Source organism: Streptomyces sp. NPDC060049, assembly GCF_042736715.1.
In the GTDB taxonomy this organism is placed as follows: Bacteria; Actinomycetota; Actinomycetes; order Streptomycetales; family Streptomycetaceae; genus Streptomyces.
Window position 1 is genome coordinate 1 of sequence record NZ_JBHWVV010000004.1, and the last position, 23,880, is coordinate 23,880.

The window sequence follows — 23,880 nt, forward strand, 5'->3', positions numbered from 1 at the left end:
CCCCCGGCACCGTGCCAACGGTGCCGGGGGCGCTTCGGCGTAGGCCCCGTCCGACGACCCGGCCAGGGCAAAGGCAGGAGCCCCGTCGACTCCGCTCGCACGGAGAAGACAGGGCTCCTTGGGTACTGCATATCCAACCGCGATTGGTTGGCCCAGGCGACTAGGCCGGGGTGACGTTCTCCGCCTGCGGGCCCTTCGGACCCTGGGTGACGTCGAAGTTCACCAGCTGGTTCTCCTCAAGGGAGCGGAAACCAGCGGCGTTGATCGCGGAGTAGTGGACGAAGACATCCGGGCCGCCGCCGTCCTGGGCGATGAAGCCGAAGCCCTTTTCAGCGTTGAACCACTTGACGGTTCCGGTAGCCATGAGCCCTCCTATGGGCCAAAGGGTCGCCCTGCTCCAGAACCTGCTAAGAAGTCTGAAAACTACAAAAGCCTGCGGGTCACATTCTCCGCAGGCCTCGTACTGCAAGGGAAACCAAACTGCAACTTGCGACGAGCCTAGCACGCACCCTGCGGCCGAGACCAGAGGGAAAGATCACGTCACTCGGACGTTTGAGACCCGCCAGACGGCTGACGCCGACACGGGGGCTAGTCTCGCGATGTGGACGTCTATCGCAGCCGGCCCCGTGTCGGCCACATTCAGTTCCTGAACTGCCTGCCCCTCTACTGGGGGCTGGCCAGAACCGGCACTCTGCTGGACCTGGAGCTGACCAAGGACACCCCCGAGAACCTCAGCGCCAGCCTCGTCCGGGGCAGCCTCGACATCGGGCCGATCACCCTCGTGGAGTTCCTCCGCAACGCCGACGAGCTCGTCGCCTTCCCCGACCTCGCGGTCGGCTGCGACGGCCCCGTCATGTCCTGCGTGATCGTCTCGCAGGTCCCCCTGGACCAGCTGGACGGCGCCCGCGTCGCCCTCGGCTCGACCTCGCGCACGTCCGTACGCCTCGCCCAGCTGCTCCTGGCCGAGCAGTACGGAGTGCGGCCCGACTACTACACCTGCCCGCCCGACCTGGGGCTGATGATGCAGGAGGCGGACGCGGCGGTGCTGATCGGCGACGCCGCCCTGCGGGCCTCCCTGCACGACGCGCCCCGGCTCGGGCTGGCCGTCCACGATCTCGGGCTGATGTGGAAGGAGTGGACCGGACTGCCGTTCGTCTTCGCCGTCTGGGCCGCCCGCAAGGACTACCTGGAGCGCGAGCCGCTCGTCGTGAGCAAGGTCCACGAGGCCTTCCTCGCCTCCCGCGACGTGTCCTTGGAGGAAGTCACCAAGGTCGCCGAGCAGGCGGCCCGCTGGGAGGCCTTCGACGCGGAACTGCTGGAGCGGTACTTCACGACCCTCGACTTCCGCTTCGGCCCCGATCAGCTCGCCGGCGTACGTGAATTCGCGCGGCGGACGGGACCGACAACGGGGTATGCGCCGGACGTGGCCGTGGAGCTTCTCGCAGCCGCCCGCCCGGGGTATTGAAGCGTCTTATGGCATGCGCCTTTCGGTCCGGTAGAAAGGCTCATGCGGTGTTTACCGGGAATGCGTCCTCCTTTCACGTCCGGGTTCCCGGCCGGACCGCGTTCCCGCCCGTCCGCGAGGCGCCGGCCGGGTAATGCGGGCGTGCGGGCGGCCCCGGCCGAGAGCACGATGGAGGAGGAGGCGGGACGCCTCCGGCGACCGCGAGCGAGCTCACCCAGGGGGCCATCGGAGCTCCGTCATGACCACTCGCCGAGTCGGCCGGGACGTCAGCGTCCTGGGCGACGCCCTAGAAGTGCCCGGCGTCGGCTTCCTCCCGGTCAACGCGTTCGTCCTGCACGCGCGGGAGCCCGTCGTCGTCGACACCGGCCTGGGCCTGCCCGACCGGGACTTCCTCACGACGCTGGCCGAGGCCGTCGACCCCGCGGACGTGCGGTGGATCTGGCTGACCCACCCCGACCGCGACCACACCGGCGGGATCTTCGCCCTGCTGGAGGCCGCCCCGCAGGCGCGCGTGGTGACCACCTTCCTGGGCGTGGGCGTGATGTCCACGGAGCACCCGCTGCCGATGGACCGCGTCTTCCTGCTCAACCCCGGCCAGAGCCTGGACGTCGGGGACCGCTCGCTGACCGCCTTCCGGCCCCCGCTCTTCGACAACCCCGCGACCGTGGGCTTCTACGACGACCGCTCGCGGGCCTGTTTCAGTTCCGACTGCTTCGGCTCGCCCCTGCCGGACGCGGACCTCGCGGCGGGCGGGGACGCCGGCGCCGTCGGCCCCGAAGAGCTGCGCGCCGGACAGCTGTTCTGGGCGTCCGTGGACAGCCCCTGGGCGTGCCTCGCCGACCGGGAGAAGTTCCTCGCCACCGTCCGGCCGGTCAAGGAGATGGATCCCGAGTACGTCTTCTCCACGCACCTGCCGCCGGCTTCCGGGCTCGGACTCGTCGCCCGGATGATCGACACGGTGGGCCTCGCACCGGGACTCGACCCCTTCGTGGGCCCGGACCAACAGGCCCTCGAACAGATGCTCGCCGGCTTCGAACCCTCGACACCCGCCCCGGCGGCAGCGGCCTGACCCGGCGGCCCGACCCGGCGGGCGAGGGGCTGGCGGACCCGTGCCCGGCCGGGCCGGGACGGCTCAGCCCATGGGCGGCTGTTCCCGGCACATCACGCAGGTACTAGCCTCATTTGATCAGCGAGAACCGAGTGGGTGGGCGGCGCAGCACGCGCTGACGGTGAGGGGACGGGGCATGCGAGTCCGGGTGACGGTCGTACAGGGGGGAATACCCCCGCAGGACGTCGTGGTCGACGCCGACGAGTCGGCGACGGCCCACGACGTGGCGCAGACGCTGGCTTCGGCCTTCGGCGGCGGGCCCGGTCCGGGCGGCACGGCGCGCGAGGTGGTGGTGCAGCTGCACGGCGGTCACGCACGGCAGGCGCCGGCCGGGCCGACCCTGTGGGCCGACGGGCGGCGCTGCGAGCCCGCGGCCCCGGCCGCGGGGATCCTGCGCGACGGCATGCGGGTCTCCGTCGACGACGCGATCGGGCCGCTGCTGCGCCGGGGCGAACCCGCCGGCCGCTACGAACTGCGGATCGCCGCAGGCCCGGGCGCCGGACGCGTGGTCCGCCTCGGCGTCGGCACGGCCACCATCGGTTCCGCCCCCACCTGCACGGTGCCGGTGGCGGACGGTGCGCTCGCCCCCGTCGCCGCGCGCGTGACGATCGACGTCAAGGGCAGCGCCACCCTCCAGGCCCAGGAGGGCGCGGGGGTGCTGCTGGACGGCGAGGAGGCCGAGGGGGTCCGGGCCTGGCCGCCGGGGGTCTTCGTACGGGCCGGGGACTCGCTGTTCGTGCTGGACGCGGTCGGCGAGCCGGACGCGCACCTGTCCGCGACGGGCGAGGGCGGGCTCGCCTACAACCGTCCGCCCCGGCTGTCGCCGCTGCGGCCGCGGCCCCGGGTGGTCGTGCCCGTCCTGCCGTCCAAGTCGGAGAAGGCCCGCTTCCAGATGATCGCGGCCTTCACCCCGATGATCTTCGGCCTGGTCATGTTCGCCGTCACCAAGCAGATCTACATGCTCCTCTTCTGCGCGATGACCCCGGTGATGATGCTCGGCCAGTGGATCAGCGAGAACCGTGAGGGCAAGAAGAAGAACAAGACCTCGGTCAAGCAGTACAAGAAGGACGTCGCCGCCTACGAGGCCGAGCTGGCCCGCCTCGGCAAGCAGGACCAGGCCCACCGGCGGGCCGACAGCCCCGACCCCGCCGAGGTCCTGCTGTTCGCGACCGGACCGCGCCGCCGCCTCTGGGAGCGCAGGATCACCGACGTGGACGCCCTCCAGCTGCGGATCGGAGTCGGAGCCCTCCCCGCCGACGTCGACCTGGCCATGGCCCGCGGTGGGTACGCCGAGGACAAGCCGGAGCCCCCCCTGCTGGCCGACGTACCGGTCACCCTGCCGTTCGCCGAGCTCCGCGTCGTCGGAGTCGCCGGCGACCGCGCCCGCGCCCTGGCCACCGTGCGCTGGCTCGCCGTACAGGCCGCCGTGCTGCACAGCCCCCGCGACCTCTCGCTCGTCGTGCTGTCCTCCGTACGCGAGACCGGCGCCGACTGGGCCTGGGCCCACTGGCTCCCGCACACCTCGCCCCAGCTCGGGCAGGACTGCGTCGCCCTGGTCGGATCCGACTCCGAGGCCATCACCCGCCGCGTGAACGAGCTCCTGAACGAGCTGGGCCGGCGCAAGGCCGCCCGCGAGGACCACAGCTCGATGAGCGGCGGCATGGTCCCCGATCCCTTCGTCCTGCTCGTGCTCGACGGGGCGCGGCTCCTGCGCCGGGTCCCCGGAGTGCCGCAACTGCTCCAGGAGGGGCCCGGGTACGGGATCTTCGCGCTCTGCCTGGACGAGGACGAGCGGGTCCTCCCCGAGGAGTGCTCGGCGGTCGTCGCGTGGACCTACGAGTCACCGACCCGGGTGCGGCTGCGCGGCAGCGGGCTGGAGTCCGTCGGCGAAGTGCTGGCCGACCAGGTCGGACCCGAGTGGTGCGAGCTGCTCGCCCGCTCCCTCGCGCCGGTGCGCGACGTGAGCCGCGACGACGCGGGCGGCGCCCTGCCGACGGCGGCCCGGCTGCTGAACCTCCTCGGCATGCCCGACCCGACGGGCACCGACATCGAGAAGATCTGGCGGGCCGGAGGCTCGACGACCTCGGCGCCCATCGGCATCGCGGCCGACGGAACGTTCACCCTGGACATCCGGCGGGACGGACCGCACGCCCTCATCGCCGGTACGACCGGCGCGGGCAAGTCCGAGCTGCTCCAGACGATCATCGCCTCGCTGGCCGTGGCCAACCGGCCGGACGCCCTCAACTTCGTCCTCATCGACTACAAGGGCGGCAGCGCCTTCATGGACTGCGCCCGCCTCCCGCACACCGTCGGCATGGTCAGCGACCTCGACGCCCACCTGACCGAGCGGGCCCTGGCCTCGCTCGCCGCCGAACTCCACCACCGCGAGACGATCCTGTTCAACGCGGGCACGAAGGACATCGAGGACTACAACGACACCAGGAAGCTGCGCCCCGAGCTGGAGCCGATGCCCCGGCTGGTGCTGGTCATCGACGAGTTCGCCTCGCTGGTCGCCGAGCTCCCCGACTTCATCGCCGGACTCGTCGACATCGCGCGCCGCGGCCGTTCACTGGGCGTGCACCTGATCCTCGCGACGCAGCGCCCCGCCGGTGTGGTCAGCGCGGACATCCGGGCCAACACCAACCTCCGCATCGCGCTGCGCGTGACCGACGGCACCGAGTCGCAGGACGTCATCGACGCCCCCGACTCCGGCGCCATCGCCAAGTCGACCCCCGGACGTGCCTTCGTCCGCTCCGGGGCCCAGTCCCTCGTGGGCGTGCAGTCCGCACGGATCGGTGGCCGGCGCCCGGCCACCGGGAACAGCGGCCCGAAGGCCAACCTGGTCCCGCTCACCTGGCAGTCGTACAGCCGTCCGCTGCCCCGGGCGGCCGACGCGAGCGACGACGGCACGATGGTCACCGACCTCGCCGTGCTCGTCGACGCCGTCCGGGCGGGCTCGCAGTCGATGGGCTTCCCGGCTCCGCGCAGCCCGTGGCTGGATCCGCTGCCCGAACACGTCACGCTCGAGGACCTGCCGCAGGCGCCCGCCCGGCCCGCGCACGGGGACGTCCCGTCCATCGGGTTCGCGCTCACCGACCTCCCGGCGCAGCAGGCCCGAGCGGCGTTCGGACTCGACTTCGTGGGCGGCGAGCACACGATGCTGGCCGGCGGCGCGCGTTCGGGCCGCTCCACGGCCCTGCGCACGCTGGCCGGGGCGCTGGCACGCGCCACCGACCCGGGCGACGTCCACGTGTACGGCATCGACTGCGGGTCGAACGCCCTGCTGCCCCTCGTACGGCTGCCGCACGTCGGCGCCGTGGTCAACCGCGACGAGCCGGACCGGGTACGGCGGCTCATCGACCGCCTGCTGACGGAGATCAGCAGGCGCCAGCAGCTGCTCGCCATGGAAGGGGCGTCGAGCGCGGCCGAGCAGCGGGCGGCGGCCGCCCCCGAGGACCGCCTGCCGTGGATGGTCCTGCTGCTCGACAGCTGGGAGGGCTTCGTCTCGTCCTTCGAGGCCTACAACTACGGCCAGCTGATCGAGATGGTCCAGCGGATCTTCCGCGAGGGCTCGGCGGTGGGCCTCAAGGTGGTCATGACCGCCGACCGCAGCGGCCTCAGCGGCATGGTGGCCTCGGCCTTCCAGGACCGGCTGATCCTGCGCTTCGCCGACCCCAACGACTACGCCGTGGCCGGCATCCACCCCCGCGAGGTCCCGAAGAACATGGGCCCGGGGCGCGCGCTGCGCATCACCGACACCGGCATCGACGAGACGCAGATCGCCCTGCTCGACCCGGACCCCTCGGGCCAGGCCCAGGTACGGATGCTGCGGGAGATCACGGAGGCGGTGCAGACCCGGTACGGCCGGGTCCCGACGCACCGCCGCCCGATGCGGGTCGACGCCCTGCCCGCGCGGATCACGGCCCGTCAAGCGCTCGACCTGGACCCGGAGTTCACCGCGCCGTCGCCGCTGTGGGCGCTGCTCGCGGTGGGCGGGGACGAACTGGCCCCCCTCGGCGTCGACCTGGAGGAGTCCGGCCCGGGCTTCGTGATCGCCGGCCCCCCGAAGTCCGGCCGCTCCATGGCCCTGTTGTGCGCGGCGGAGTCGCTCCTGGCGGCGGGCACCCCGCTGGTCCTCATCACCCCGCGGCGCTCGCCGCTGCGGGAGCTCGAAGGCCGCCCCGGTGTCCTCGGCCTCCTGAACGCGGAGCACCGCGAGGACGACCTGGCCGAACTGACGGAGAAGGCGGAGGGACGCCCGTACGTGGTGGTCGCCGACGACGCCGAACTGCTCTACGACACCCGCCTGGACGAGGCCCTGGAAGCCCTGCTGCGCAAGGGGGCGGACGGCGGCCTCGGCCTCCTGACGGCCGGTACGACCGACGCCCTGTCGTCGCAGTACCGGGGTTTCGTGACGGCGGCGCGCAAGTCGCGCAACGGCCTGCTGCTGACACCGCAGAGCACGCAGGACGGCGAACTGTTCGGCATCCGCCTCCCGTCGAACACGGGCGGCGGCTCGGCGGGCAGCGGCCTACTCGCCTCCGGAGGCTCGTTCATGCCGGTCCAGGGCGTGATGCGGGACTGAGCGGGAGCCATTGAACGGCGGCGGGGCGTCCACCTCTTACAGGTGGGCGCCCCGCCGCCGCATGTGGTCCGTGGAGTTCGTTGCGGGAGAGGCTTGTTCGCATCTGGATGGCAAGCCGTAAGTGGATATGCTGATCTGACGGTACGACAGTTCTCTGCCGGCCACGGCGCGCTCCTCATGGACGCGCCGCGTACGCACGGCTCGGGAACCACGAAGTGCACACCCAGGACGCGGAAGACCTTCAGAACCCGAAGAAGTGAGCCGAAAGATGCCCTCGTACGACAGCTCCCGCGCCCGCTTCCGGCTGGCTGACCGCCACATCGGGGTCTTCGCCCACCTGCTGGACGGCGAGACCCCGCCCGACGAGCTGTGGGACTCGCTCGTGGAGCTCCAGCGGATCGGGCTGATCGGGGAGGAGGGTGAACTCGCTCCGCTCCTGAGGGACTTCCTGGGCGCGCTGGCGGCGCCGGCGCTCGTGATCCAGGTCGAAGTCACCGGCGAGCACGGCGCGGTCAACCACGGCATCATCGTGGGTGGCGACGCGGTCATCTCCCACGACGGCTGGCCCGGGGAGGAGGAGTCCGAGTACGTCCCCATCGAGCCGGCCACCCTGGTGTGGGACCTCGCCCGCAAGATCAACTTGCACCGCGGGGAGCCGGACCAGAAGGCGCCGGAGACCGCCCGCGTCGAGACCACCATGGCCACCCTGGACGCGGTGTTCGTGGCGATCGCGGAGGCGGCGGGCGACGAGGCCGCCGCGCGCGAGCTGACCCGCCAGGCGGCGGTGGCGGCAGACGCGAACCTGACCGGCGACGCCCTGGAGCAGTTCCTGGAACTGGTCCTCGCGCTGAACGCCACCTGGCGGGTCACGACCGCCTGGGACGGCACGTACGAAAACGAGCGCACGGCCATGGTCCGCGCCCTGGCGACCTGGGACTGCGGCCCGCTGGGCTACTGGGTCCGGGAGCAGCCAGAAGAGCCGATCATGCCGGGCCAGGTGACGCCGGCGAGCCCGCTCGTGGTGGCGTGGACCACCCCGGGCGACATCTGGGACAAGCTCACGGACCTGCTGCCGGACCGCGAGGACATGGTCGACGGGGCCGCCGGAATCTGACCGACGGCCGCGGGGAGCGGACGGTACGCAAGCGGACGGTACGCAACCGGGGGGAACCGCACATGAGGAACGTCAACCCGGACCAGCTCGACCAGCTGGCCAGACTGCTCGACGGGCGCGGGGGCGCCCAGGACAACATCGACGAAGCCTTCACGAGAGCTTCCAGCCTGGGCGTGAGCAGCAAGGTGGCGGCTCTGCGCCCGATGCGCACGTGGGCCTCCGAGAACGCCCCGGACCTGCGCAGGCGCGCGGTCATCGGACGCCTGGAGGACGGTGATCCCGAGGCGGGCGCGAAGTGGGCGGGCTTCGACGCGAAGGACGTGGCGAAGGCCGGGCTCATCTATGCCGCGCCGGACGTACTGCTGCTGGTGAACGCCATGGCGAGCAGTGACGGACCGGAGTCGGCGGTGTTCCGGCGCCAGTCGAACGAATCGCTGGCCGACTGGGTGGACCGGCTTCGGGCGCACGCCTTCGCCTCGATCCCCGCGCTCGCGCCGTACGAGAAGCAGATCGAGCAGTTCCTCGGAATCTACGGTGACGTGACGGGGGTCCTGGGGACCGGAGGCGTCGCCACCTTCCACGCCGGCAACGTCACCAGGGTGCTAGTGGGGAACTCCGTCGCCCAGGGCGGCTGGGCCAACAGCCTCAAATTATGGGCGAGCAGGCAGCTGCGGATCCTGGGCTCCCGGCCGTGGGCTCCGAACAAGTTCGGCGCTTGGGGGCGGAACCTGCGGGACTGGAGCCCGCCGATCCGTTCGCTCGCCGCGCCCGGCAGCTGGCTGCCGGGAAGCCTCAGCGCACTGGCCGCGGGCAACCCCCTCTACCAGAACGCCACCCAGGTCCCCGGTGTCGGCGGCTACGTCGCCGGCCACATCGGCACGGGCTTCAACTGGCTCCGCAACAGCGGCGTCATGAACAGCCCGATCCTGGGCACCACCCTCACCGCGAACAGGACGATCAACTTCCTCGTCGGCTCCGACCGGCTGGCCGCGATGTACGGCGGCCTCACGCACTCGGGCCAGGTCGTGGCCCGGTCCGGCAACGCCAGCCTGATCAAGGTGACGCGCAACATGGCTGCCGACATGAAGCTCTTCGGCAACGGCCGCCTCTCTTCGCTCGGCTCGGGGCTCAGGGTGGCGGGGAGGACGGCCGGATTCCTGCGCGGCGCGGGGATCGCGGGCAGTGCGTTCTCCACGGTCTACAGCGCGGCGAACGTCATCGCCCAGGGCGACCCGCGCAAGCACTTCGGGAGCCGGGAGTCGGGCGCCAAGTACGTCGCGGACATCGCCGAGGGCGGATTCAACGCCTCGATGACCGCGGCGATGGTCGCGCCGAACCCGTGGACACTGGGGGCGGTCGGCGTCACCGGGATCATCTACGGCGGTGCGAAGGTCGTGGAGCACTGGGACGACATCAAGAAGGGCGGGGGCAAGGCCAAGGACTGGGTGAAGGACAAGGGGAAGAGCGCGGTCAAGAAGCTCAACCCGCTCAAGTGGTGAGGACGCGTGGCCAGGACGGGACGAATGACGGCGAGTGGCGGCGGTATGAACGGCTTCGAATTCGAACTGGAACCGGTGGAGGAGGAGCACCTCTCGGCATACCGCGGGGTGACGGGCCGGTTCGGCCACGTCGAGGTGTACAGGGAGTTCCCCGGACCCGGACAGGCGCCCACCCGCGAGGCGCACCTGAGGGGAGACAGGTTCCCGGAGACGCTCTTCAGCGGAGGGACCAAGTCGACGCCCTCACTGGACGGCGGCTGGCTCAAGGTCGACGGCACCGTGGCCGGCCTGGAACTGGTAGTCAAAGGCCTGCGGAAGAAGTCCCGCCGGCTGGAGATCTCGTACCGCGACCGGCAGTACACGTACGTCACCGGCGGCGACTGCGTACTCGCCCGTGAGGGTGCCACCGTCTCGCTCCGCAACGGGCGCGTCGTGCGCGGGGTCGGCGGAACCAGGCTCGGCACGGCGGTCGGAGACGTGGACCCCACGGACCTCGCGGTCGCGATCGTGCTGGAGCTCGTCGACACGTCGGCGCTGTCCACCATCAGCGCGCTCCTCGCCATTCCGGAGAGCATCTTCACCACCCCGCGCCGGGACGAGGGCCCGATCGCGTGACACGTTTCGGGGTTTCGGCGCGGAGCGGATCGAGCGCCCCGGCCAGCCGCCCCCTCCCTGCGAGGAGGCCCGGGTGAACGCCTCGTCCCGTACCCCGCCCCGGCCGTCGATCAGCTTGGCCGGCTGATCCAGGTCGCCTTTCCGGCTTTGGACCGGCGGCTGGGCTTCGCCCTGGCGGTGCTGCGCGACGGGAACCGCAAGCCGGCGGAGGGGGCGGTCCCGGGCGCCCCGGCCACGTAGCACCGGGCGGGCGGGTTGCCGTCCGCCCACCCGCCCGGTGGCGCGGCCTCAGTAGGCGACGCCGGTGGCCCTGGCCAGGGCCGTCAGGAAGGACGTGCGGTCGTGGGTGGCGATCGTGAGGCCCTTGCCCTCGCGGGTGGTGAGCACCACGGTGTCCATCCCCATCGGGACGGCCCAGCCGCCCCCGACGAGCCGCGGGGTGTTCCACTCCGTTTCCCGCAGGCCGGGAATGCCGTCGATGTTCGCTGCCGACGAGGCGTAGCGGATGGCCATCCCGGGCACCGCCTGCTGGAGGGCCACCTGGACCGACCCCGGGTGGATGGCGGCGAGGGGGAACCGCTCGCGGCCCACGCGCAGGGTGCCCTGCGCGGGGTCGATGCGGATGCGGTTGTAGATGCGCTTCGAGATCGGCACGGCGAGGCAGGGCAGCAGGAACAGCAGGAAGAGGGCCGATACGGCGAGCCACGGACCCGTGTCCTCGGGGACCGAGTCCACGCCCATGGCCGCTACGCCGGCCAGGTAGAGGCCGACGCATATCGCGGACCAGGTCTTCGGGAGCTTCTCGACGTACATGCGGTCTCTCTCGGTCTCTCTCGGTCGATCTCGGGGCGGTCGGCGGGCGACTACCGGTTGACGGCCTGGATCTCCTGGACCGTGACGTCCTGGGACGTGCCGAAGGTTCCGCTGGGGAGGTCGTGTGGATTCGGGTCGCCGGTGCTGGTCCACGTCACCTTCCAGGTCACCGTCGCCCGCAGCTTGTGCGGGCCGGAGCCGGTGGTGGCGCGGAGGTAGGTGACACCGCAGGGCGGCGTCTGGTTCGCCTTGTCGGGGCTGAAGGGGGCTCCGATGCTGCCGTCCGGGCCGAAGGTGCAGACGCCGCCCGCCGGGTGGAGCTGCGCGTCGGCCGTGCCGGGGTCGATCTTGAGCGACACCGGAGTGGCGGTGGTGGTCGCCGACAGGCCGGAGTTCGGGATGCTCGCCGTCACGGAGACGGGCCTGAACGTCGACTTGTCGAGCCAGGCCCATGTGGGCAGGTTCACCGTGGACTTGTCGGCCGGCTTCATGGTGATCGTGGTGTCGGGCAGCCGCAGTTCGTCGTAGGCGTACTCGGCGAGGACCTCGGGGCTGACGGCGAGCGGCTCGCTCGGGGTGGCGCCGTTGTCGACCCAGAACGGCAGCTTGTCGCAGGCGGTGGCGCCGGGGTCGTCCTTGCGCTTGGGGTTCACCACGGACGCCCAGAACATGCCCTTGCCCTGCTTGTCCAGGTTGTAGTCCTTGTAGGGCGTTCCGTCCTTGTAGTACCCGTTGAGCATCTTCGCGAAGACGTCGCCGAAGATGGGCACGCCGTCGACGGCCTTGACCGTGGACTCGATCTCCTGGGGGGAGAACGCCGGCTCGTACCAGCACGGCGGGGGAGTCCAGTTGCTGTCCTCGGAGCTCAGCGTCCCGGTCTTGGCGGAGCCCGGGTTGCCGGGGACACTGACCTGGATCTTCGTCTCGGCGGTGATGTTCTGGCCGTTCGGGCCCTTCACCCCGCCTTTGCTGCCGCCACCCCGGTCCGCGTGGGCCGCGGGGACCGCTTGGGCCGTGGCGAGCGCGGCCAGGAGGACTATTGTCGCGGCTCGACCGCGCATCACGGCTGGCATGCTTGGAATCCTCGCTCCGAGATGGTCTTGGCCGTCTGCCAGACACCCTTGTCGTTCTGCTCGAGACGCTCGTTGTAGAAGACGTAGGAGTTCTTGGTGGCGGGTGTGACGTCGACCTTGCCCGTCTTCACGTCCTTCGTGAACCCCTTGCTCTCGTCGGCGCAGTAGGTGACTGCGGCGGCGCCGTCCTTGAGGAACGTGACCTTGCGGGCGAAATGCCGGACCGTGCCCGTTACGGTCTTGCCGTCCTTGATGAAGTCGTTGATCCACGTGCTGGTGTCCACCAGGGCGGTGTCCTTCGTGTAGAAGGCCACGGCCGCGGACTTGGGGTCCTTGCGCGCGATCGCGTCGTCGACCGCCCGTATGTGCTCGGCGTTGTCGCGGAGCACCGCGTCCGTCTTCGGGTCGCCGGTGTTCTCACCCTCGAAGACGAGAACGTCGTCCGCGGGCAAGGTGATCTTCGGGCGGTCGGCGTCGGCCGTTGCCGAGGAGCTGGGCGAGGCGGAAGGCGCGGCCGTGGCGCCGTCCACACCGGGAATCGACGGGTTCGCCGTCGGCTTGGCGTCTGCGCCACAGGCCGTCACCGCCAAGGAGAGTGTGGCGGCAAGTAGGGCGAGGCCGACCCGGGTTCGCGCGTGCATAGTCAACTTCCCTCACGTCTGTTGCGACTCGGTCATTCGCTGATCAGATGATGGCATCGTAGCCATGTGCGATGACAGTCGTAACGACCGGGAGGATGTTCGCGAAGCGCAACTCCCGGACCTGCGACGCGCGCTGCCGCCGGGCAATCGCCTCATCAGGCGACGGCGCGGACGCAGCGGCGCAGGTGGGGTGCACCCCCGCCCCTCGATATGCTGGCCCCGTTGTCGAGACAGCGGGGGAGGCTGCCATGGGTAACCCGGACATTCAAGAACTCAACCAGCGCGCTGGCGCTCTGAGGTCGCTCGCCGACCACATCGAGAAGATGATGGACGCGCCGCAGAAGTTCAGCATGGGCGAGATGAAGACCTGGGAGGGGCCGAACGCCACGGACGTGCGCGGGAAGCTCGGTACCTGGAAGACCACGTGCGGCACGGTTGCGAAGTCGCTGCGCGAAGAGGCCCAGCAGAGTGCGGACGCGGCCAAGGAGTTGCAGAAGCCCAAGACCTGACACTCGGGCCGGTTCACGACGACGGGGCGTCCACCTGGTTCAGGTGGACGCCCCGCTGTCGTGTGAGACTTCCGATCCGCAGGACGGATCAGGTGGCGCGCTCGATGTTGTCCGCGCTGGTGGACGCCGACTTGCTGGCGTCGTTGAGGGTGTCGACCCACTTGGTGAAGGTTCCGCGAGCGGTCTCCCACTCCTGGCGGAACTGGTCCGACTTCGGACCCTTCCAGTAGCCGGTGCTGCCGGAGGTCGACGTGTTGAGGTTGTTGATCAGCGTCTGCAGATCCCCGGCCTTGTTGTGAAACAGCTTGGCCAGATCCCTGAGCTGCTTGATATCTGCGCCACGATCCATGGCGGCCCTCCCCGTGTAACTGTGAACGACGGACGTTCCGTTCGCATCAACGGACGCTATCGCAACCCTAAGCGAAATGGATCCCTCTTCCGAACGCGCATCCGTGACTATGCTGAGCCCGTAGGGACCAGAGGGGCGGCCCCGCACCGCCTGGACCGGGTGTCGGTGACCGACGGAACCAGGGTGGTGACGAACAGTTGCGTACCGGAACCATTCGGAAGATCTCGTGCGCCGTCCTCGTGGCGGCGGCGGTCTCCAGTTGCTCGATGCTGCCCGGTTCCGGGTCGGGATCGCCGGAGAAGGGCGACGACGGGCGTACGTATCAGGACGCCCTGGACGCCATGCTCCCCGGTGTCCGGGACGCGATGAAGCCGGCGATGCCGGACATCGAGCCCGCGGAAGGCCTGCGCGACAACGCCGACTGCGGCGGTCCGGACCTGACCGACGGCAAGGACGCCAGCAAGGTGAAGTCCACGTTCGACGTCGACCTGACCGGAGTGGCCTCGGACGGCCGCACGCCGCAGGAGCTGGCGAGCGGCGTCGTGAGCCGTCTCACACGTCAGGGCGGGTGGACGGCGGGTGAGCGGCCGGACACCGCCCCGGTCGGCAAGCCCGACGGAGTGATCAAATACGTGGACAAGCCGGGCGCCGGCACCGTCATGGTCATCGCCTACCCGTTCAAGACGACTTCGGGTGCGGTCATTCCGAAACTCTCCGCCGTCATCGTGACGGACTGTCTTCGGAACCCGAAGTACATGAAGGAGTAAGGGGTGGCGCCGGACGCGCGTCCGAGTGGCTCAGTTGGGCTGGTTCCCGGACGTCTTGTCCTTCCGGTTGCCGGCCTCTTTGTCCAGTTCGTCGGCCATCGTTCCCAGGCGCGTCTTCCGTAGGGCGAGTTCCCCGCGAACGTGTGTCGCGGTAGGGCCCTGCCACTGCTCGTCCGCTTTGGCGTTGCGGTCCGCCGCGATCTCGATGGGCTCGTTGAGCAGGGCCCTGAGGTCGTCGGCCAACTTCCGCAAATCGGCTGCTTCGTTCGCCCCCATGCCAAATCGCCCCGTATCCCTGCTCAGTTGATCGCTACGCTGGTCATTCAACAGTCCGCAGTATTACGATACGCCGCCATGGCCATGGTTTTTGCGGATCCGGAGATGCTCGACCGACTGGCGAAATCGCTGGACAGCAAGGCCGGTGCGATTCCCCAGCTGAAGAGCAGGGCATCCGCACTAGAGGCAGGCGGACACGTGGCCGGTCTGCCCGCGATCGCCTCCTGGCTGGGCGACACGGCCAAGGACCTGCGGCGCCGCGCGGGCATCATGCGCTCCCCCTCCGAATCGCCCTTCGAGACGCTCGCGGCATTCGGACTGCCCCCGGGCGTTCCCGGTGAACCGGACGCGGGGAAGAAGCTCCAGGCCGACCTGAAGGCACTCCTCGCAGAGCAGAAGAACGGCACTCCGCAGCAGCGTGCCCAGGCGGTCAAGGACTACTTCGCCACGCTCTCTCCCGCACAGCAGGCGGCGCTCGCGACCGCGGATCCGTTGCTCGTCGGAAACCTGGACGGCGTCCCGGTCAATGTCCGCTTCGCGGCGAACCGGCTGACGATCCAGTCGGAGTACACCAAGGAAGCCGCATACCTGGCGACGCTCAAGCCCACCGACGCCGCGTACAAGCGCACCAAGGAGCGCGTGGACACGCTGCGGAGCTTCATGAACCCGCGGATCAAGACCGTTCTCGATCCGAACACGGGCGAGAAGATGAAGGTCGAGGTGCCCCGGCAGTTCCTCGTCTTCGATCCCCACTTCGGTTCGACCGCGGACGCCAAGGCGTCGCCCTTCCCGGACGGCCGGATCGCCGAAGTGGTGGGAGACCTGGAGAACGCGGACAATGTCGCGTTCCGGGTTCCGGGCATCACCAACCGGCTCGACAACTTCAACGGCTTCTCCAGCGGCGGATACCAGCTCGTCACCGATGAGAACGGAGTCGAGCAGCCGGGATCGGCCGTCGTCAGCTGGCTCGGCTACGACACCCCGGAGCTCGGCGACTCCGTGGACCCCGCCAAGGCCTTCGAGGGCGGGGCTTCCCTGAACGCGTTCCGCCAGGGCATATCCGTCAACCTGAAGCCGAACGCCGGGCTGGACATCTTCGCCCACAGCTACGGGACGCTGGTCACGAGCAAGGCGCTGCAGGCGGGCCTGACCAACGTCGACAACGTCACCTTCATGGGCAGTCCGGGCCTCGGCCCCAACATCAACTCCGTCGCCGACTTCAAGATGCCGAACACCAAGTTCTTCGCCATGCGGGCGCCCGGGGACTGGGTCTCGTACACGCAGGGGCACGGCAACGACCCGGCGGACTTCAAGGACATCACCCGTCTCGGCACCGACGGCGCGAGCGGCCACTCGCAGTACTACGACCCGAAGACCGGGTCCCTGGCCAACATGCAGCGGATCTTCTTCGGCGGCGACGCCAAGCCCATGACGTTCACGCACACCTCCCTCGACGACGAGCAGATCGGCGCGGCCGAGGCGCGCGAGATGGTCGGCTTCCTCCACGGGAAGATCCCGCCGGACGTCGTGGTGAAGATGGGCGGCGACCTCGACGCGGCCGTGCAGGCCCACTTCGCGGGGCGGATGGGGGTCAAGGAGCTCCTGCTGGAGGTCCACTCCGTGCTGGGCAAGCACAACATGTGGGACCGGGTCCCGCCGGACGAGCTGTTCGGGAAGATCAACGACCTCGCCGGCAACGTCGCGTACAAGGAGACGTACAAGGCGGCGAAGGACAAGGGAGCGCCGGACTTCGTCGCCGCCGCGGCGGGCAAGGCGGCGGAGATCGCCTCCGAGAAGCTGCTCCACGTGACCACGTGGCCGGTGGTCAAGCTCCTGGAGGTCGACCGGATCGCGAACGACGTGAACCAGTTCGGCGACATCATCGACAAGGGCGCCCACGAGGTCGGCGGGCACGTCAAGGAGCTGGGCACGGAGCTCGGCAAGGACGGCGCCCAGATCTACAACGACACCAAGGACCTGACCGGAGGGCTTTTCAAGGACGGCGGGAACGTGGTCCTGGAGCTCGGCGACACCTTCGTGCGGCCCTGGAACGCGGGCGAGAACGCCGGGGACATCTGGAAGATCGCGGACGGCGCGAAGGACAAGATCTACGACAAGGTCCCCGACATCGCCGGGGGTCTGAACGACGCGAAGAACACGATCGTGGACAAGGGCGGCGACATCGCCCGGTCCGCGGCCGAGACCGGTGGCAAGGCCGTCGACAAGGGCAAGGACATCGTGAAGGGCGTGGGCAAGTTCATCGGTCTATAGGCTCTTGACCGGGGTACGCGCAGGGAATCCAGACGGACCGGAGGGAGCAGGGATGGGACAGGACAGCGGACAGGCGGCGTCCGGGCGAGCGGCCTCCGGGCAGGCCAAGAGGGACCGCAAGCGGCTGGTGAAGGAGGCCGGGGCGGTTTTCGGCGCCGTCCTCGGGGACGCCACGCTGGTGGAGGTGCCCTCGCCCGTGGGGCCGGAGGCCGTGTCGGTCACCGCCTTCGACGAGTCCGAGACCCGCACGGCGGCGGAGCTGACGGCCGCGCTGGCCGAGGCGCTGGGCGAGGCCGGCTGGACGATCCAGGACACCGAGAGCACCGCTCCCGCGGCCGCCGGCCCCGCGCTGTACGCCGTACTGCCCGGCCTCGGCAGCGGCTCCTTCGCCGTGCAGCCCCCCGCGATCTCCTTCGCCGGCCTGCTGGAGGGCGACGCGTGAGCGGCACTCGGGACGAGGACGGCCGGGAGACCGGGCAGGAGAACGGGCCGGAGAACGGGCCGGAGACCGGGCCGGAGACCGGGCCGGAGACCGGGCAGGAGAACGGGCCGGAGACCGGGCCGGAGAACGGGCCGGAGACCGGGCAGGAGAACGGGCCGGAGACCGGGCCGGAGGCGGCCCTGTCCGCCGAGATCCGTGCGGCGATCAGGGCGGCCGCGCCGCGCGCCGTGTACCCGGACGACGAGTTCGAGGCCGGCTCCGCCCGCGTCGCGGGGTGGGACCCGCAGGAGACGGCGTCCAACGGCGCGCTGCTGCGGGCGAGTACGCAGTACCTGGCGGAACACGGCTGGCGGGTGGCCCCCGAGGCGACCGACAGCGACGACCGCTCCGCCCGGATCTCGAAGGACGGCGTGGGGAAGGGCCGGCTGTACGCCTCCAGCCGCGGGCTGACCTTCACGGGGAGCGTCGCCCCGCCGCGCTGACGCGAAGCGGACACCCCTCGTCCGCACGACTCAACCTCGGGGATATGCTGGGCAGTTTGTAGGACTGCACGGATGTTCGCACGGGGGAGTAGCTGATGAGGAAGGCCAATCCGGAGGACCTCGAGCAGCTCGCGAAGCTGCTGGACGGTAGGGGCGGATCGAAGGACCAGATAGCCGAGGCGTTCACGCGCGCCTCGTCGCTCGGCGTCACGGCGAAGCTCGGCCCTCTGAGGCCGGTCCAGACCTGGACAGCGGAAACCGCGCCGGACCTGCGCAAGCGGGCCGGCATCCTGAAGGCCGAGAACGGGGATCCGACGGGAGGATTCCTGTGGGCCGGCTTCTCGGCCGAAGACGCGGCGCTCCTGGCGCTGAACCCGCAGCTGGCGATCCTGGCGGGCGCGGCCTCCCTGGCCGACGACGGCAGTTTCGACTGGGTGAAGCGTCAGAAGAACGAGACGTACAGCGACTGGCAGAACCGCATGAAGAGCGATGCCGTCGCCAAGATCACCGGTGACAAGAAGATGGGCGAGGTCGTCGCCGATTACTACGACCTCGTCGAGTTCGTGCAATCGGCGCCCGGCGCCCTGTTCAAGGGGGGCAAGGGGGCGTGGGACCTCATCAAGCTGTGGAGAAAGGGCACTCCGCTCAAGGCGCCCGGGACCACGCTGGCCCAGCTCCTGAGAGGCAACGGATCGTCGCTGCTGCCGAGCGCGGTACGTCTCCAAGGCGCACGCCTCGGTGGGCTCATCCCCGCCCCACTGCTGAACGCCTTCGCGGGCAACGAGCGTCTCGCCCAGGTGTTCGGCGGCCGCCTGCACGCCTACGAGGCGAGTCTCATCAGGGTCGGGCTGAACGCGGGAAGCTCGGCGAACGGCGGGCTCATGTCCCGCTTTGCCGCAGGTGCCGGGGCATCCTTGCGTACGGCCGGGTTCTGGCGCGGGGCCGGAGTGGCGGGCAGTGTCGTCGCTACCGGTGTCGGGGCCTATGAGCTGTACCAGCAGGGCAACCCGGTCGAGGCGTTCAAGAGGGACAAGGCCGGATACGTGGCGGACGTGTCGGGCGTGGCCTTCAACGCATCCCTGACGGCGGCGATGATCGCGCCGAACCCGATCACGATCGGCGCCGTCGCGGTGACCGGCATCGTCTACGGCGTGGCCTCCATCGTCGACAACTGGGACACGGTGAAACAGTGGCCGGGCAAGGTGGCGGACGCGGCGGGCAAGGCGGGAGAGGCAATCTCGAAGGGTGCGGGCAAGCTGGCGGATGGAGCCAAGAAATTGGTGAGCAAATACAATCCGTTCGACTGAGGGGTGCCGGATGACGACGATCCATTTTGAGCTTTCCTACACCGGTGCTACCGAGGGGCTCGTCTACAAGACGTCCACACACGGGTGGTCCGGTTCCGTGCCCGGATTCGGTGCGGTCGAGTTGAAGTTCCCGCTGGAGTGTGTCGACCGCAACATCAACCTGCTTCTCGGTGCGGCCTGGGGGGAGAGCTTTCCTTCCGTCACCTTCATCGGCATCGGCTTCCGCGACTACCTGCGCATGGCCGAGATGCAGTTGAACGTGAACGAGTGGCCGGCGGTGTTCAAGCGGCGGCGCCTGGCCGTGACGAGGCGGGGACGCGCACTGCGCATCAACGTCTACGGGCGGGATTACCGCTACCAGGTGCTCGAGGGCAAGCGCCGGCACGCGCTCGTGCGGGACGGCGCCAGCGTCACCACGACCCGTTCGGAGTGGAGACACCCCCGGACCATCTCGGGCGTGGCGGAGGGGAACATCGACAACGTCGATGTCGCTCTGGCGATCGCTCTGCAGAGTATGTACACGCGCAATCTCACCTTCGGCGGCGCTTTGTACTCCCTCCCCGGCCGCATGCTGAGCCGCGCTGACCTGCCGGACTTCTGAGTTCGCGAAACAATTGATTCCAAAGGAATGTGACATGCCTTCGATTGACGCAGCCCGACGTCGACTGCGCCTCGCCGATTCCCACATCAGCGTGCTCGGCCTCCTCGTGGAAGAGGACGCGGTGCCCGACGAACTCGACGGGGCGCTGACGGAGCTCCGGGCAGCCGGAATCGTCGGAGACGGCGGATCCATCACCGGTGACCTCTACCCGCTCGTCTCCACGCTGATGGAGCCGCGCGTCATCGTCCGCACGGAGATAACCGGCCCCCAGGGCGTCCTGGAGAGCGGCGCGGTGATCGGCAACGACTTCGTCTTCGTGCACGAGGGCTGGCCGGGCGAGACCGAGTCCGAGTACCTCCCCGTGGAGGCGCCCCTGCTCGTACCGGCGCTCGCCCGGGGCGTCGACCTGCACGACGACATCCTGGAGGGCGCCGACCTCACCGAGGTGATCACCTCGACCACCGGTGAGCTCGACGCGCTGATGGTGCGCATGGAGTCCGGCCAGGACGACGCGGACGCCGAGACGGTCGCACGCGAGACCGGCGCCCCGGAGCGGCTCGTCGAGGTGCTCGCGCAGCTCAACTGCATGTGGCGGATGACCGTGGTGTGGAAGAACGCCCACGCCGAGAACCCCGAGCCGACCTTCACGGGTCTGGCGGTCTGGGACTGCGGGCTGGAGGGCTACTGGGTCCGGGAGCTGCCCGTGGAGCCCGTGCGCGAGGGTGACGTCACCCTGGAGAGCCCGCTGCGGGTCCGCCGCACCAACGCCAAGGAGCTGTGGCAGGCGATCGCCGACCTCCTGCCGGACGGCTCGGAGCTCGGCTGAGCGGCTGTGCTCATGCGACTGCCGCCGCCCGCCGGATGTCCCCGGCGGGCGGCGGCAGTCGTGTCGTCAGCGGTTGACGGCCTGGATCTCCTGGACCGTCACGTTCTGGGGTTCGCCCGCCATGGCGCCCGATTCGAGGGGGCCACTCTGGCCGTTGCTGCCGGTCCAAGCGGCCGTCCAGGTCACGGTGGCCTGGAGCGGGTACGTGCCGGTCCCGGAGGAACGCAGGTAGGTGATCCCGCACGGCGGGGTCTGGTTCTCGGAGCCAGGGGTGAACGGGGCGCCGGCCCCTCCGGCGGGGTCGAACGCGCACTCACCGGAAGCGGGGTGCAGCGTGGCGTCCTGCGTCCCGGGCTTCAGGCGGACCGACTGCGGCGTGGCGGTGGCGGTCGCCGAGATCGTCGTGCCGCCCGCATTGAGCGTGGCGGTGACGCTCTTCGGCTCGAAGACGCTTTTGTCCAGCCAGGCCCAGGTGCCGAGGTTGACCTTGGTGTTGTCGGCCGGTGCCAGGCTGACCTTGGTCGTCGGCAGGTCGATCGCGCCGTAGGCGACCTGCGCGAGCATCTCGGGCGTGATGGCCTGACGGAAGGGCGGCGGGGTGCCGTTCGGCACCCACTCGGGCAGATCGCTGCAACTCATGGCCCCGAGTTCGGTCGCGCGGTCGGGGTTGACGACGGCGACCCAGAAGGCGCCCTCGCTCGCCTTGTCGAGGTTGTAGTTCTTGTACTTGCCGTCCTTGTAGATCTCTCGGAACTGTCCGGCCGCGGTCTTGGCGTAGCTGTGCTGGCCGGGGTAGTTGACCGTTGAGGTGTAGAACCCCTCGACGTAGGTCTGGAACTCGGCGGCCGTGCGCGGTTCGTACCAGCAGGCCGGCGGCGTCCAGTTGTTCGCCGCGGTGAAGCTCTTGGACGTCGCGCCGGGCGGCTTCTTGTCCCCGGTCGTCTGGACGGTCGACGTGAGCTTGCCGTCGCTCAGGCCGCCGCCGGTCTGTGTGCCCTGGTCACCTCCGGGTCGCTCCGTGCCGGCCATCGCCGTACTCGGCACGAGGGCCACCGCCGCGGCCGCCATCCCCGCCATTACCCACCGTCCGGTAGTGGTCACGGTGCGCATGTCTTGTCCCCCCTCTTGGAATCGAGCTTCGTGGTCTGCCAGATCCCCTTGTCGTTCTTGTCCAGCCGGGTGCTGTACGCGACATAGGGGTTGCTCGATGAACTCATGTCCACCTTGCCCGTCTTGCGGTCCTTGTTGAATGCCTTGGTGTCGTCCGAGCAGTAGCTGACGGCAACGGACTTCTCGCCGAGGATCTCGATCTTCGGGGCGAAGAAGCGCATCGTCCCGGTGACGGTGAGGCCGTCCTTCTTGTAGTCGGCGATCCACTTGGACGCGCCGATCAGTGCGTCCCGCTGGTAGTAGAACGGGATGGCGGGCGAATCCGCTTCGTCGTTCGCGATGGCCGCGTCCGTCGCGTTGATGCGGTGGGTGATGTCGGTCAGCACCGCGTCCTTCACGGGATCCCCCGTGGTCCAGCCCTCGAACTCGTTCTTGAAGTCCGCCGGGAGCGTGATCTTCGGGCGTCCGGCCACGTCCGGCGGGCTCGCGCTCGCGGACGCCGGTGCCGACGCCGGCGCGCTCTGGTCCGAGCCGGCGATCTTGTCGTCGGCCTTGCCACCACCTCCGCCGCATGCGGTCAGGAGCAGGGCAGTTGCCGCGGCGGCGACTGCAACGGGCAAAGTGCGGCGGTTCACTGGGCGGCTCCTGGTGGGGCGAGGGTCATCTGAAGCGTTCAGACGCTACCCGCGCGGAGAATGGTTTCGCCAGGGCGAAGGTGACTGGATCCCGGTGGATCGGCTGCCGCGCCGCCGGGCGAGGAGGATTGCGGCGAATGTGACGGCTGCTCCGCATGCGCACACCGCTGCGGCGATGAACGGCCAGTGCGGCCAGGCTGGATCCTGGTAGCCCGGGTCGTACGGGGTCTTCGCGCAGTCGGTGGTGGCGTCGCACACGAAGTGCTTGCCCGCGGTGAGCAACAGGCCCGCGGCCACGCCGGTGCCCGTGAGGGCGAGGGCGGCGAACAGCAGGGCGGCCGGTGCGGCGTACCAGGCTCCGTGGAGGCGGGCGCGCGGCCGGGGTGCGGCGGGCGGTGGGGTGTGCATGACGGGTTCCCTCCGGCTCGCGGCCTGTTCAGGAGTCATCCTGCCCATACGGAGCGGGTGCCGTCTGAGTACGCGTACTCATCTTTGGCTCCTCGAGCCCCGCGGGGACGGACTCGCCTTGAGGTGCTTATGTGCTACTGCTACCGTGCGATCAGATTGCTTTTTCTATGGTTCGGTCAAGTCTCCAACGGGCCTGCTTCTGTTGGAGAATGACCGATTTTGTCTGTGGTGTGCGCGGGGGAGCGGTGGAGTGAAGGTCCAGGAACGTTCGGGTGGGGCGAGCCACAGGGGTTCCGGGTCAGCCCAGGGCGTGGGTGAGCGGCTGCCCTCCACGGGGCGGGAACGCAAGCCGGCGCTGGCCGCGTTGGCGGTTCTGCTCATCCTCGTCGGGGCCCTCGGGGCCACCGTGCTGGTGCTGCGGGCCGGTGAGCGGATCGAGGTCGTCCGGATCTCGGCGGACGTGGCGGCGGGGAAGTCCGTGACGGACGACACCATGTCGCCCGTGCTGGTGGCGGACGACCCGGCCGTGCACTACGTCCGGTGGGAGCAGCGGGAGGCGCTGAAGGCGCTCCAGGCCAAGAACTCGCTGGTCAAGGGCACCATCGCGATCGGCGAGATGTTCTCGGAGGGCAAGGGCCTGCCGGACGGGAAGGCTTTTGTCGGCCTGTCCCTCAAGGACGGCCAGTACCCCGCCGGGCTCAAGGCCGGCGACCACGTCGCCGCGTACCGCGTGAGCGCCGACGCCGCCAAGCCCGCGGGCAACGCCGCTGCCGAGGCCAACACGCTGCTCGTACGCGACGCCAAGGTCAACGACGTCTTCGTCAGCGACGGCAAGACCATCGGCAACGGCAACCTGCCCGTCACCGTCATGGTCAGCGCCAATGAGATCGCGCCACTGACCCAGGCGGCCGCGGCCGGCCAGGTCTCCTTGGTGCTGATCCCGTCGGCCTCCGGCTGATTCACGGGCGCACAGGAAAGCAGAAG

The 23,880-nt window shown here is 69.8% G+C and carries 24 protein-coding genes; 15 read left to right on the top strand and 9 right to left on the bottom strand.

Features of this window, described 5'->3' with window-relative positions:
- Nucleotides 1–160: 160 nt before the first annotated feature.
- Entirely contained in the window at nt 161–364 is a 204-nt protein-coding gene (locus tag ACFWBY_RS07685; RefSeq protein ID WP_112451444.1) for a cold-shock protein, read from the bottom strand.
- A gap of 237 nt (nt 365–601) precedes the next feature.
- Between ACFWBY_RS07685 and ACFWBY_RS07690 the strand changes: the two genes are divergently transcribed.
- From ACFWBY_RS07690 to ACFWBY_RS07715, 6 genes are all read left to right on the top strand, one after another.
- Entirely contained in the window at nt 602–1,465 is an 864-nt protein-coding gene (locus ACFWBY_RS07690) for a menaquinone biosynthetic enzyme MqnA/MqnD family protein (protein WP_385343724.1), read from the top strand.
- A 238-nt stretch (nt 1,466–1,703) separates the two neighbouring features.
- On the top strand, nt 1,704–2,534 hold the full coding sequence (locus ACFWBY_RS07695) for an MBL fold metallo-hydrolase (RefSeq protein WP_385343727.1): 831 nt from the start codon (nt 1,704–1,706) through the stop codon (nt 2,532–2,534).
- A gap of 175 nt (nt 2,535–2,709) precedes the next feature.
- Nucleotides 2,710–7,158 carry an FtsK/SpoIIIE domain-containing protein gene (locus ACFWBY_RS07700; protein WP_385343730.1) on the top strand — a complete coding sequence of 1,483 codons (4,449 nt, stop codon included), beginning with the start codon at nt 2,710–2,712 and terminating at the stop codon, nt 7,156–7,158.
- Between the two features lie 268 nt (nt 7,159–7,426).
- The gene (locus ACFWBY_RS07705; RefSeq protein ID WP_385343732.1) at nt 7,427–8,272 is read left to right on the top strand and encodes a hypothetical protein; all 846 of its coding nucleotides are present in this window, start codon (nt 7,427–7,429) and stop codon (nt 8,270–8,272) included.
- 62 nt (nt 8,273–8,334) lie between these two features.
- Nucleotides 8,335–9,771: a PE-PGRS family protein gene (locus tag ACFWBY_RS07710; protein ID WP_385343734.1), complete on the top strand. Its 1,437-nt coding sequence runs from the start codon at nt 8,335–8,337 to the stop codon at nt 9,769–9,771.
- Between the two features lie 45 nt (nt 9,772–9,816).
- Nucleotides 9,817–10,386, top strand: coding sequence for a hypothetical protein (locus ACFWBY_RS07715; protein ID WP_385343737.1), 570 nt, complete (start codon nt 9,817–9,819; stop codon nt 10,384–10,386).
- Nucleotides 10,387–10,674: 288 nt separating this feature from the next.
- Here ACFWBY_RS07715 and ACFWBY_RS07720 read toward each other — a convergent pair whose 3' ends face one another.
- From ACFWBY_RS07720 to ACFWBY_RS07730, 3 genes are read right to left on the bottom strand one after another with little or no spacing between them, the layout of a single operon-like run.
- Nucleotides 10,675–11,199 (bottom strand): hypothetical protein, encoded by a 525-nt coding sequence (locus ACFWBY_RS07720; RefSeq protein WP_385343740.1) that lies wholly within the window; start codon nt 11,197–11,199, stop codon nt 10,675–10,677.
- 50 nt (nt 11,200–11,249) lie between these two features.
- On the bottom strand, nt 11,250–12,272 hold the full coding sequence (locus ACFWBY_RS07725; protein ID WP_385343742.1) for a hypothetical protein: 1,023 nt from the start codon (nt 12,270–12,272) through the stop codon (nt 11,250–11,252).
- A complete protein-coding gene (locus ACFWBY_RS07730) occupies nt 12,260–12,913 on the bottom strand; it encodes a hypothetical protein (RefSeq protein WP_385343745.1) in 654 nt (217 codons plus the stop codon). Before ACFWBY_RS07730 ends, ACFWBY_RS07725 begins: the two co-directional genes overlap by 13 nt.
- 248 nt (nt 12,914–13,161) lie before the next feature.
- Here ACFWBY_RS07730 and ACFWBY_RS07735 point away from each other — a divergent pair, with 248 nt between their 5' ends.
- Nucleotides 13,162–13,422, top strand: a complete 261-nt coding sequence (locus tag ACFWBY_RS07735; RefSeq protein WP_385343748.1) for a hypothetical protein — start codon at nt 13,162–13,164, stop codon at nt 13,420–13,422.
- 88 nt (nt 13,423–13,510) lie between these two features.
- Here ACFWBY_RS07735 and ACFWBY_RS07740 read toward each other — a convergent pair whose 3' ends face one another.
- Nucleotides 13,511–13,771 (bottom strand): WXG100 family type VII secretion target, encoded by a 261-nt coding sequence (locus ACFWBY_RS07740; RefSeq protein ID WP_385343751.1) that lies wholly within the window; start codon nt 13,769–13,771, stop codon nt 13,511–13,513.
- 197 nt (nt 13,772–13,968) lie between these two features.
- Here ACFWBY_RS07740 and ACFWBY_RS07745 point away from each other — a divergent pair, with 197 nt between their 5' ends.
- Nucleotides 13,969–14,538: a hypothetical protein gene (locus ACFWBY_RS07745; RefSeq protein WP_385343754.1), complete on the top strand. Its 570-nt coding sequence runs from the start codon at nt 13,969–13,971 to the stop codon at nt 14,536–14,538.
- A 30-nt stretch (nt 14,539–14,568) separates the two neighbouring features.
- Here ACFWBY_RS07745 and ACFWBY_RS07750 read toward each other — a convergent pair whose 3' ends face one another.
- Nucleotides 14,569–14,790: a hypothetical protein gene (locus tag ACFWBY_RS07750; protein WP_385343757.1), complete on the bottom strand. Its 222-nt coding sequence runs from the start codon at nt 14,788–14,790 to the stop codon at nt 14,569–14,571.
- A 102-nt stretch (nt 14,791–14,892) separates the two neighbouring features.
- On the opposite strand from ACFWBY_RS07750, the gene ACFWBY_RS07755 reads away from it, so the two are divergent.
- From ACFWBY_RS07755 to ACFWBY_RS07780, 6 genes are all read left to right on the top strand, one after another.
- Nucleotides 14,893–17,085, top strand: coding sequence for an alpha/beta hydrolase (locus tag ACFWBY_RS07755; protein ID WP_385343760.1), 2,193 nt, complete (start codon nt 14,893–14,895; stop codon nt 17,083–17,085).
- 52 nt (nt 17,086–17,137) lie between these two features.
- Nucleotides 17,138–17,527, top strand: a complete 390-nt coding sequence (locus ACFWBY_RS07760; RefSeq protein ID WP_385343763.1) for a hypothetical protein — start codon at nt 17,138–17,140, stop codon at nt 17,525–17,527.
- A complete protein-coding gene (locus ACFWBY_RS07765; RefSeq protein ID WP_385343765.1) occupies nt 17,524–18,009 on the top strand; it encodes a hypothetical protein in 486 nt (161 codons plus the stop codon). Before ACFWBY_RS07760 ends, ACFWBY_RS07765 begins: the two co-directional genes overlap by 4 nt.
- Before the next feature lie 95 nt (nt 18,010–18,104).
- The gene (locus tag ACFWBY_RS07770; protein WP_385343768.1) at nt 18,105–19,316 is read left to right on the top strand and encodes a mucin-2; all 1,212 of its coding nucleotides are present in this window, start codon (nt 18,105–18,107) and stop codon (nt 19,314–19,316) included.
- Between the two features lie 10 nt (nt 19,317–19,326).
- Nucleotides 19,327–19,917: a hypothetical protein gene (locus tag ACFWBY_RS07775; RefSeq protein ID WP_385343771.1), complete on the top strand. Its 591-nt coding sequence runs from the start codon at nt 19,327–19,329 to the stop codon at nt 19,915–19,917.
- Nucleotides 19,918–19,951: 34 nt separating this feature from the next.
- Nucleotides 19,952–20,743: a hypothetical protein gene (locus ACFWBY_RS07780; protein WP_385343774.1), complete on the top strand. Its 792-nt coding sequence runs from the start codon at nt 19,952–19,954 to the stop codon at nt 20,741–20,743.
- A 66-nt stretch (nt 20,744–20,809) separates the two neighbouring features.
- On the opposite strand, the gene ACFWBY_RS07785 is transcribed toward ACFWBY_RS07780, so the two are convergent.
- The 3 genes from ACFWBY_RS07785 to ACFWBY_RS07795 are packed head-to-tail and all read right to left on the bottom strand — an operon-like array spanning nt 20,810 to nt 22,896.
- Nucleotides 20,810–21,853: a hypothetical protein gene (locus ACFWBY_RS07785; RefSeq protein ID WP_385341405.1), complete on the bottom strand. Its 1,044-nt coding sequence runs from the start codon at nt 21,851–21,853 to the stop codon at nt 20,810–20,812.
- Nucleotides 21,841–22,488, bottom strand: a complete 648-nt coding sequence (locus tag ACFWBY_RS07790; RefSeq protein ID WP_385341403.1) for a hypothetical protein — start codon at nt 22,486–22,488, stop codon at nt 21,841–21,843. Before ACFWBY_RS07790 ends, ACFWBY_RS07785 begins: the two co-directional genes overlap by 13 nt.
- Nucleotides 22,489–22,533: 45 nt before the next feature.
- Entirely contained in the window at nt 22,534–22,896 is a 363-nt protein-coding gene (locus ACFWBY_RS07795; protein ID WP_385341401.1) for a hypothetical protein, read from the bottom strand.
- Between the two features lie 250 nt (nt 22,897–23,146).
- Here ACFWBY_RS07795 and ACFWBY_RS07800 point away from each other — a divergent pair, with 250 nt between their 5' ends.
- A complete protein-coding gene (locus ACFWBY_RS07800; RefSeq protein WP_385341399.1) occupies nt 23,147–23,854 on the top strand; it encodes a hypothetical protein in 708 nt (235 codons plus the stop codon).
- Nucleotides 23,855–23,880 lie beyond the last annotated feature (26 nt).

Bases quoted from the DNA above. Each gene is read 5' to 3' on its own strand.
- ACFWBY_RS07775 (WP_385343771.1), top strand. From the start codon at position 19,327: ATGACGACGATCCATTTTGAGCTTTCCTACACCGGTGCTACCGAGGGG.
- ACFWBY_RS07740 (WP_385343751.1), bottom strand. From the start codon at position 13,771: ATGGATCGTGGCGCAGATATCAAGCAGCTCAGGGATCTGGCCAAGCTG.
- ACFWBY_RS07730 (WP_385343745.1), bottom strand. From the start codon at position 12,913: ATGCACGCGCGAACCCGGGTCGGCCTCGCCCTACTTGCCGCCACACTC.
- ACFWBY_RS07685 (WP_112451444.1), bottom strand. From the start codon at position 364: ATGGCTACCGGAACCGTCAAGTGGTTCAACGCTGAAAAGGGCTTCGGC.
- ACFWBY_RS07735 (WP_385343748.1), top strand. From the start codon at position 13,162: ATGGGTAACCCGGACATTCAAGAACTCAACCAGCGCGCTGGCGCTCTG.
- ACFWBY_RS07760 (WP_385343763.1), top strand. From the start codon at position 17,138: ATGGGACAGGACAGCGGACAGGCGGCGTCCGGGCGAGCGGCCTCCGGG.
- ACFWBY_RS07795 (WP_385341401.1), bottom strand. From the start codon at position 22,896: ATGCACACCCCACCGCCCGCCGCACCCCGGCCGCGCGCCCGCCTCCAC.
- ACFWBY_RS07755 (WP_385343760.1), top strand. From the start codon at position 14,893: ATGGCCATGGTTTTTGCGGATCCGGAGATGCTCGACCGACTGGCGAAA.
- ACFWBY_RS07710 (WP_385343734.1), top strand. From the start codon at position 8,335: ATGAGGAACGTCAACCCGGACCAGCTCGACCAGCTGGCCAGACTGCTC.
- ACFWBY_RS07770 (WP_385343768.1), top strand. From the start codon at position 18,105: ATGAGGAAGGCCAATCCGGAGGACCTCGAGCAGCTCGCGAAGCTGCTG.
- ACFWBY_RS07700 (WP_385343730.1), top strand. From the start codon at position 2,710: ATGCGAGTCCGGGTGACGGTCGTACAGGGGGGAATACCCCCGCAGGAC.
- ACFWBY_RS07715 (WP_385343737.1), top strand. From the start codon at position 9,817: ATGAACGGCTTCGAATTCGAACTGGAACCGGTGGAGGAGGAGCACCTC.
- ACFWBY_RS07780 (WP_385343774.1), top strand. From the start codon at position 19,952: ATGCCTTCGATTGACGCAGCCCGACGTCGACTGCGCCTCGCCGATTCC.
- ACFWBY_RS07695 (WP_385343727.1), top strand. From the start codon at position 1,704: ATGACCACTCGCCGAGTCGGCCGGGACGTCAGCGTCCTGGGCGACGCC.
- ACFWBY_RS07725 (WP_385343742.1), bottom strand. From the start codon at position 12,272: ATGCCAGCCGTGATGCGCGGTCGAGCCGCGACAATAGTCCTCCTGGCC.
- ACFWBY_RS07720 (WP_385343740.1), bottom strand. From the start codon at position 11,199: ATGTACGTCGAGAAGCTCCCGAAGACCTGGTCCGCGATATGCGTCGGC.
- ACFWBY_RS07705 (WP_385343732.1), top strand. From the start codon at position 7,427: ATGCCCTCGTACGACAGCTCCCGCGCCCGCTTCCGGCTGGCTGACCGC.
- ACFWBY_RS07785 (WP_385341405.1), bottom strand. From the start codon at position 21,853: ATGCGCACCGTGACCACTACCGGACGGTGGGTAATGGCGGGGATGGCG.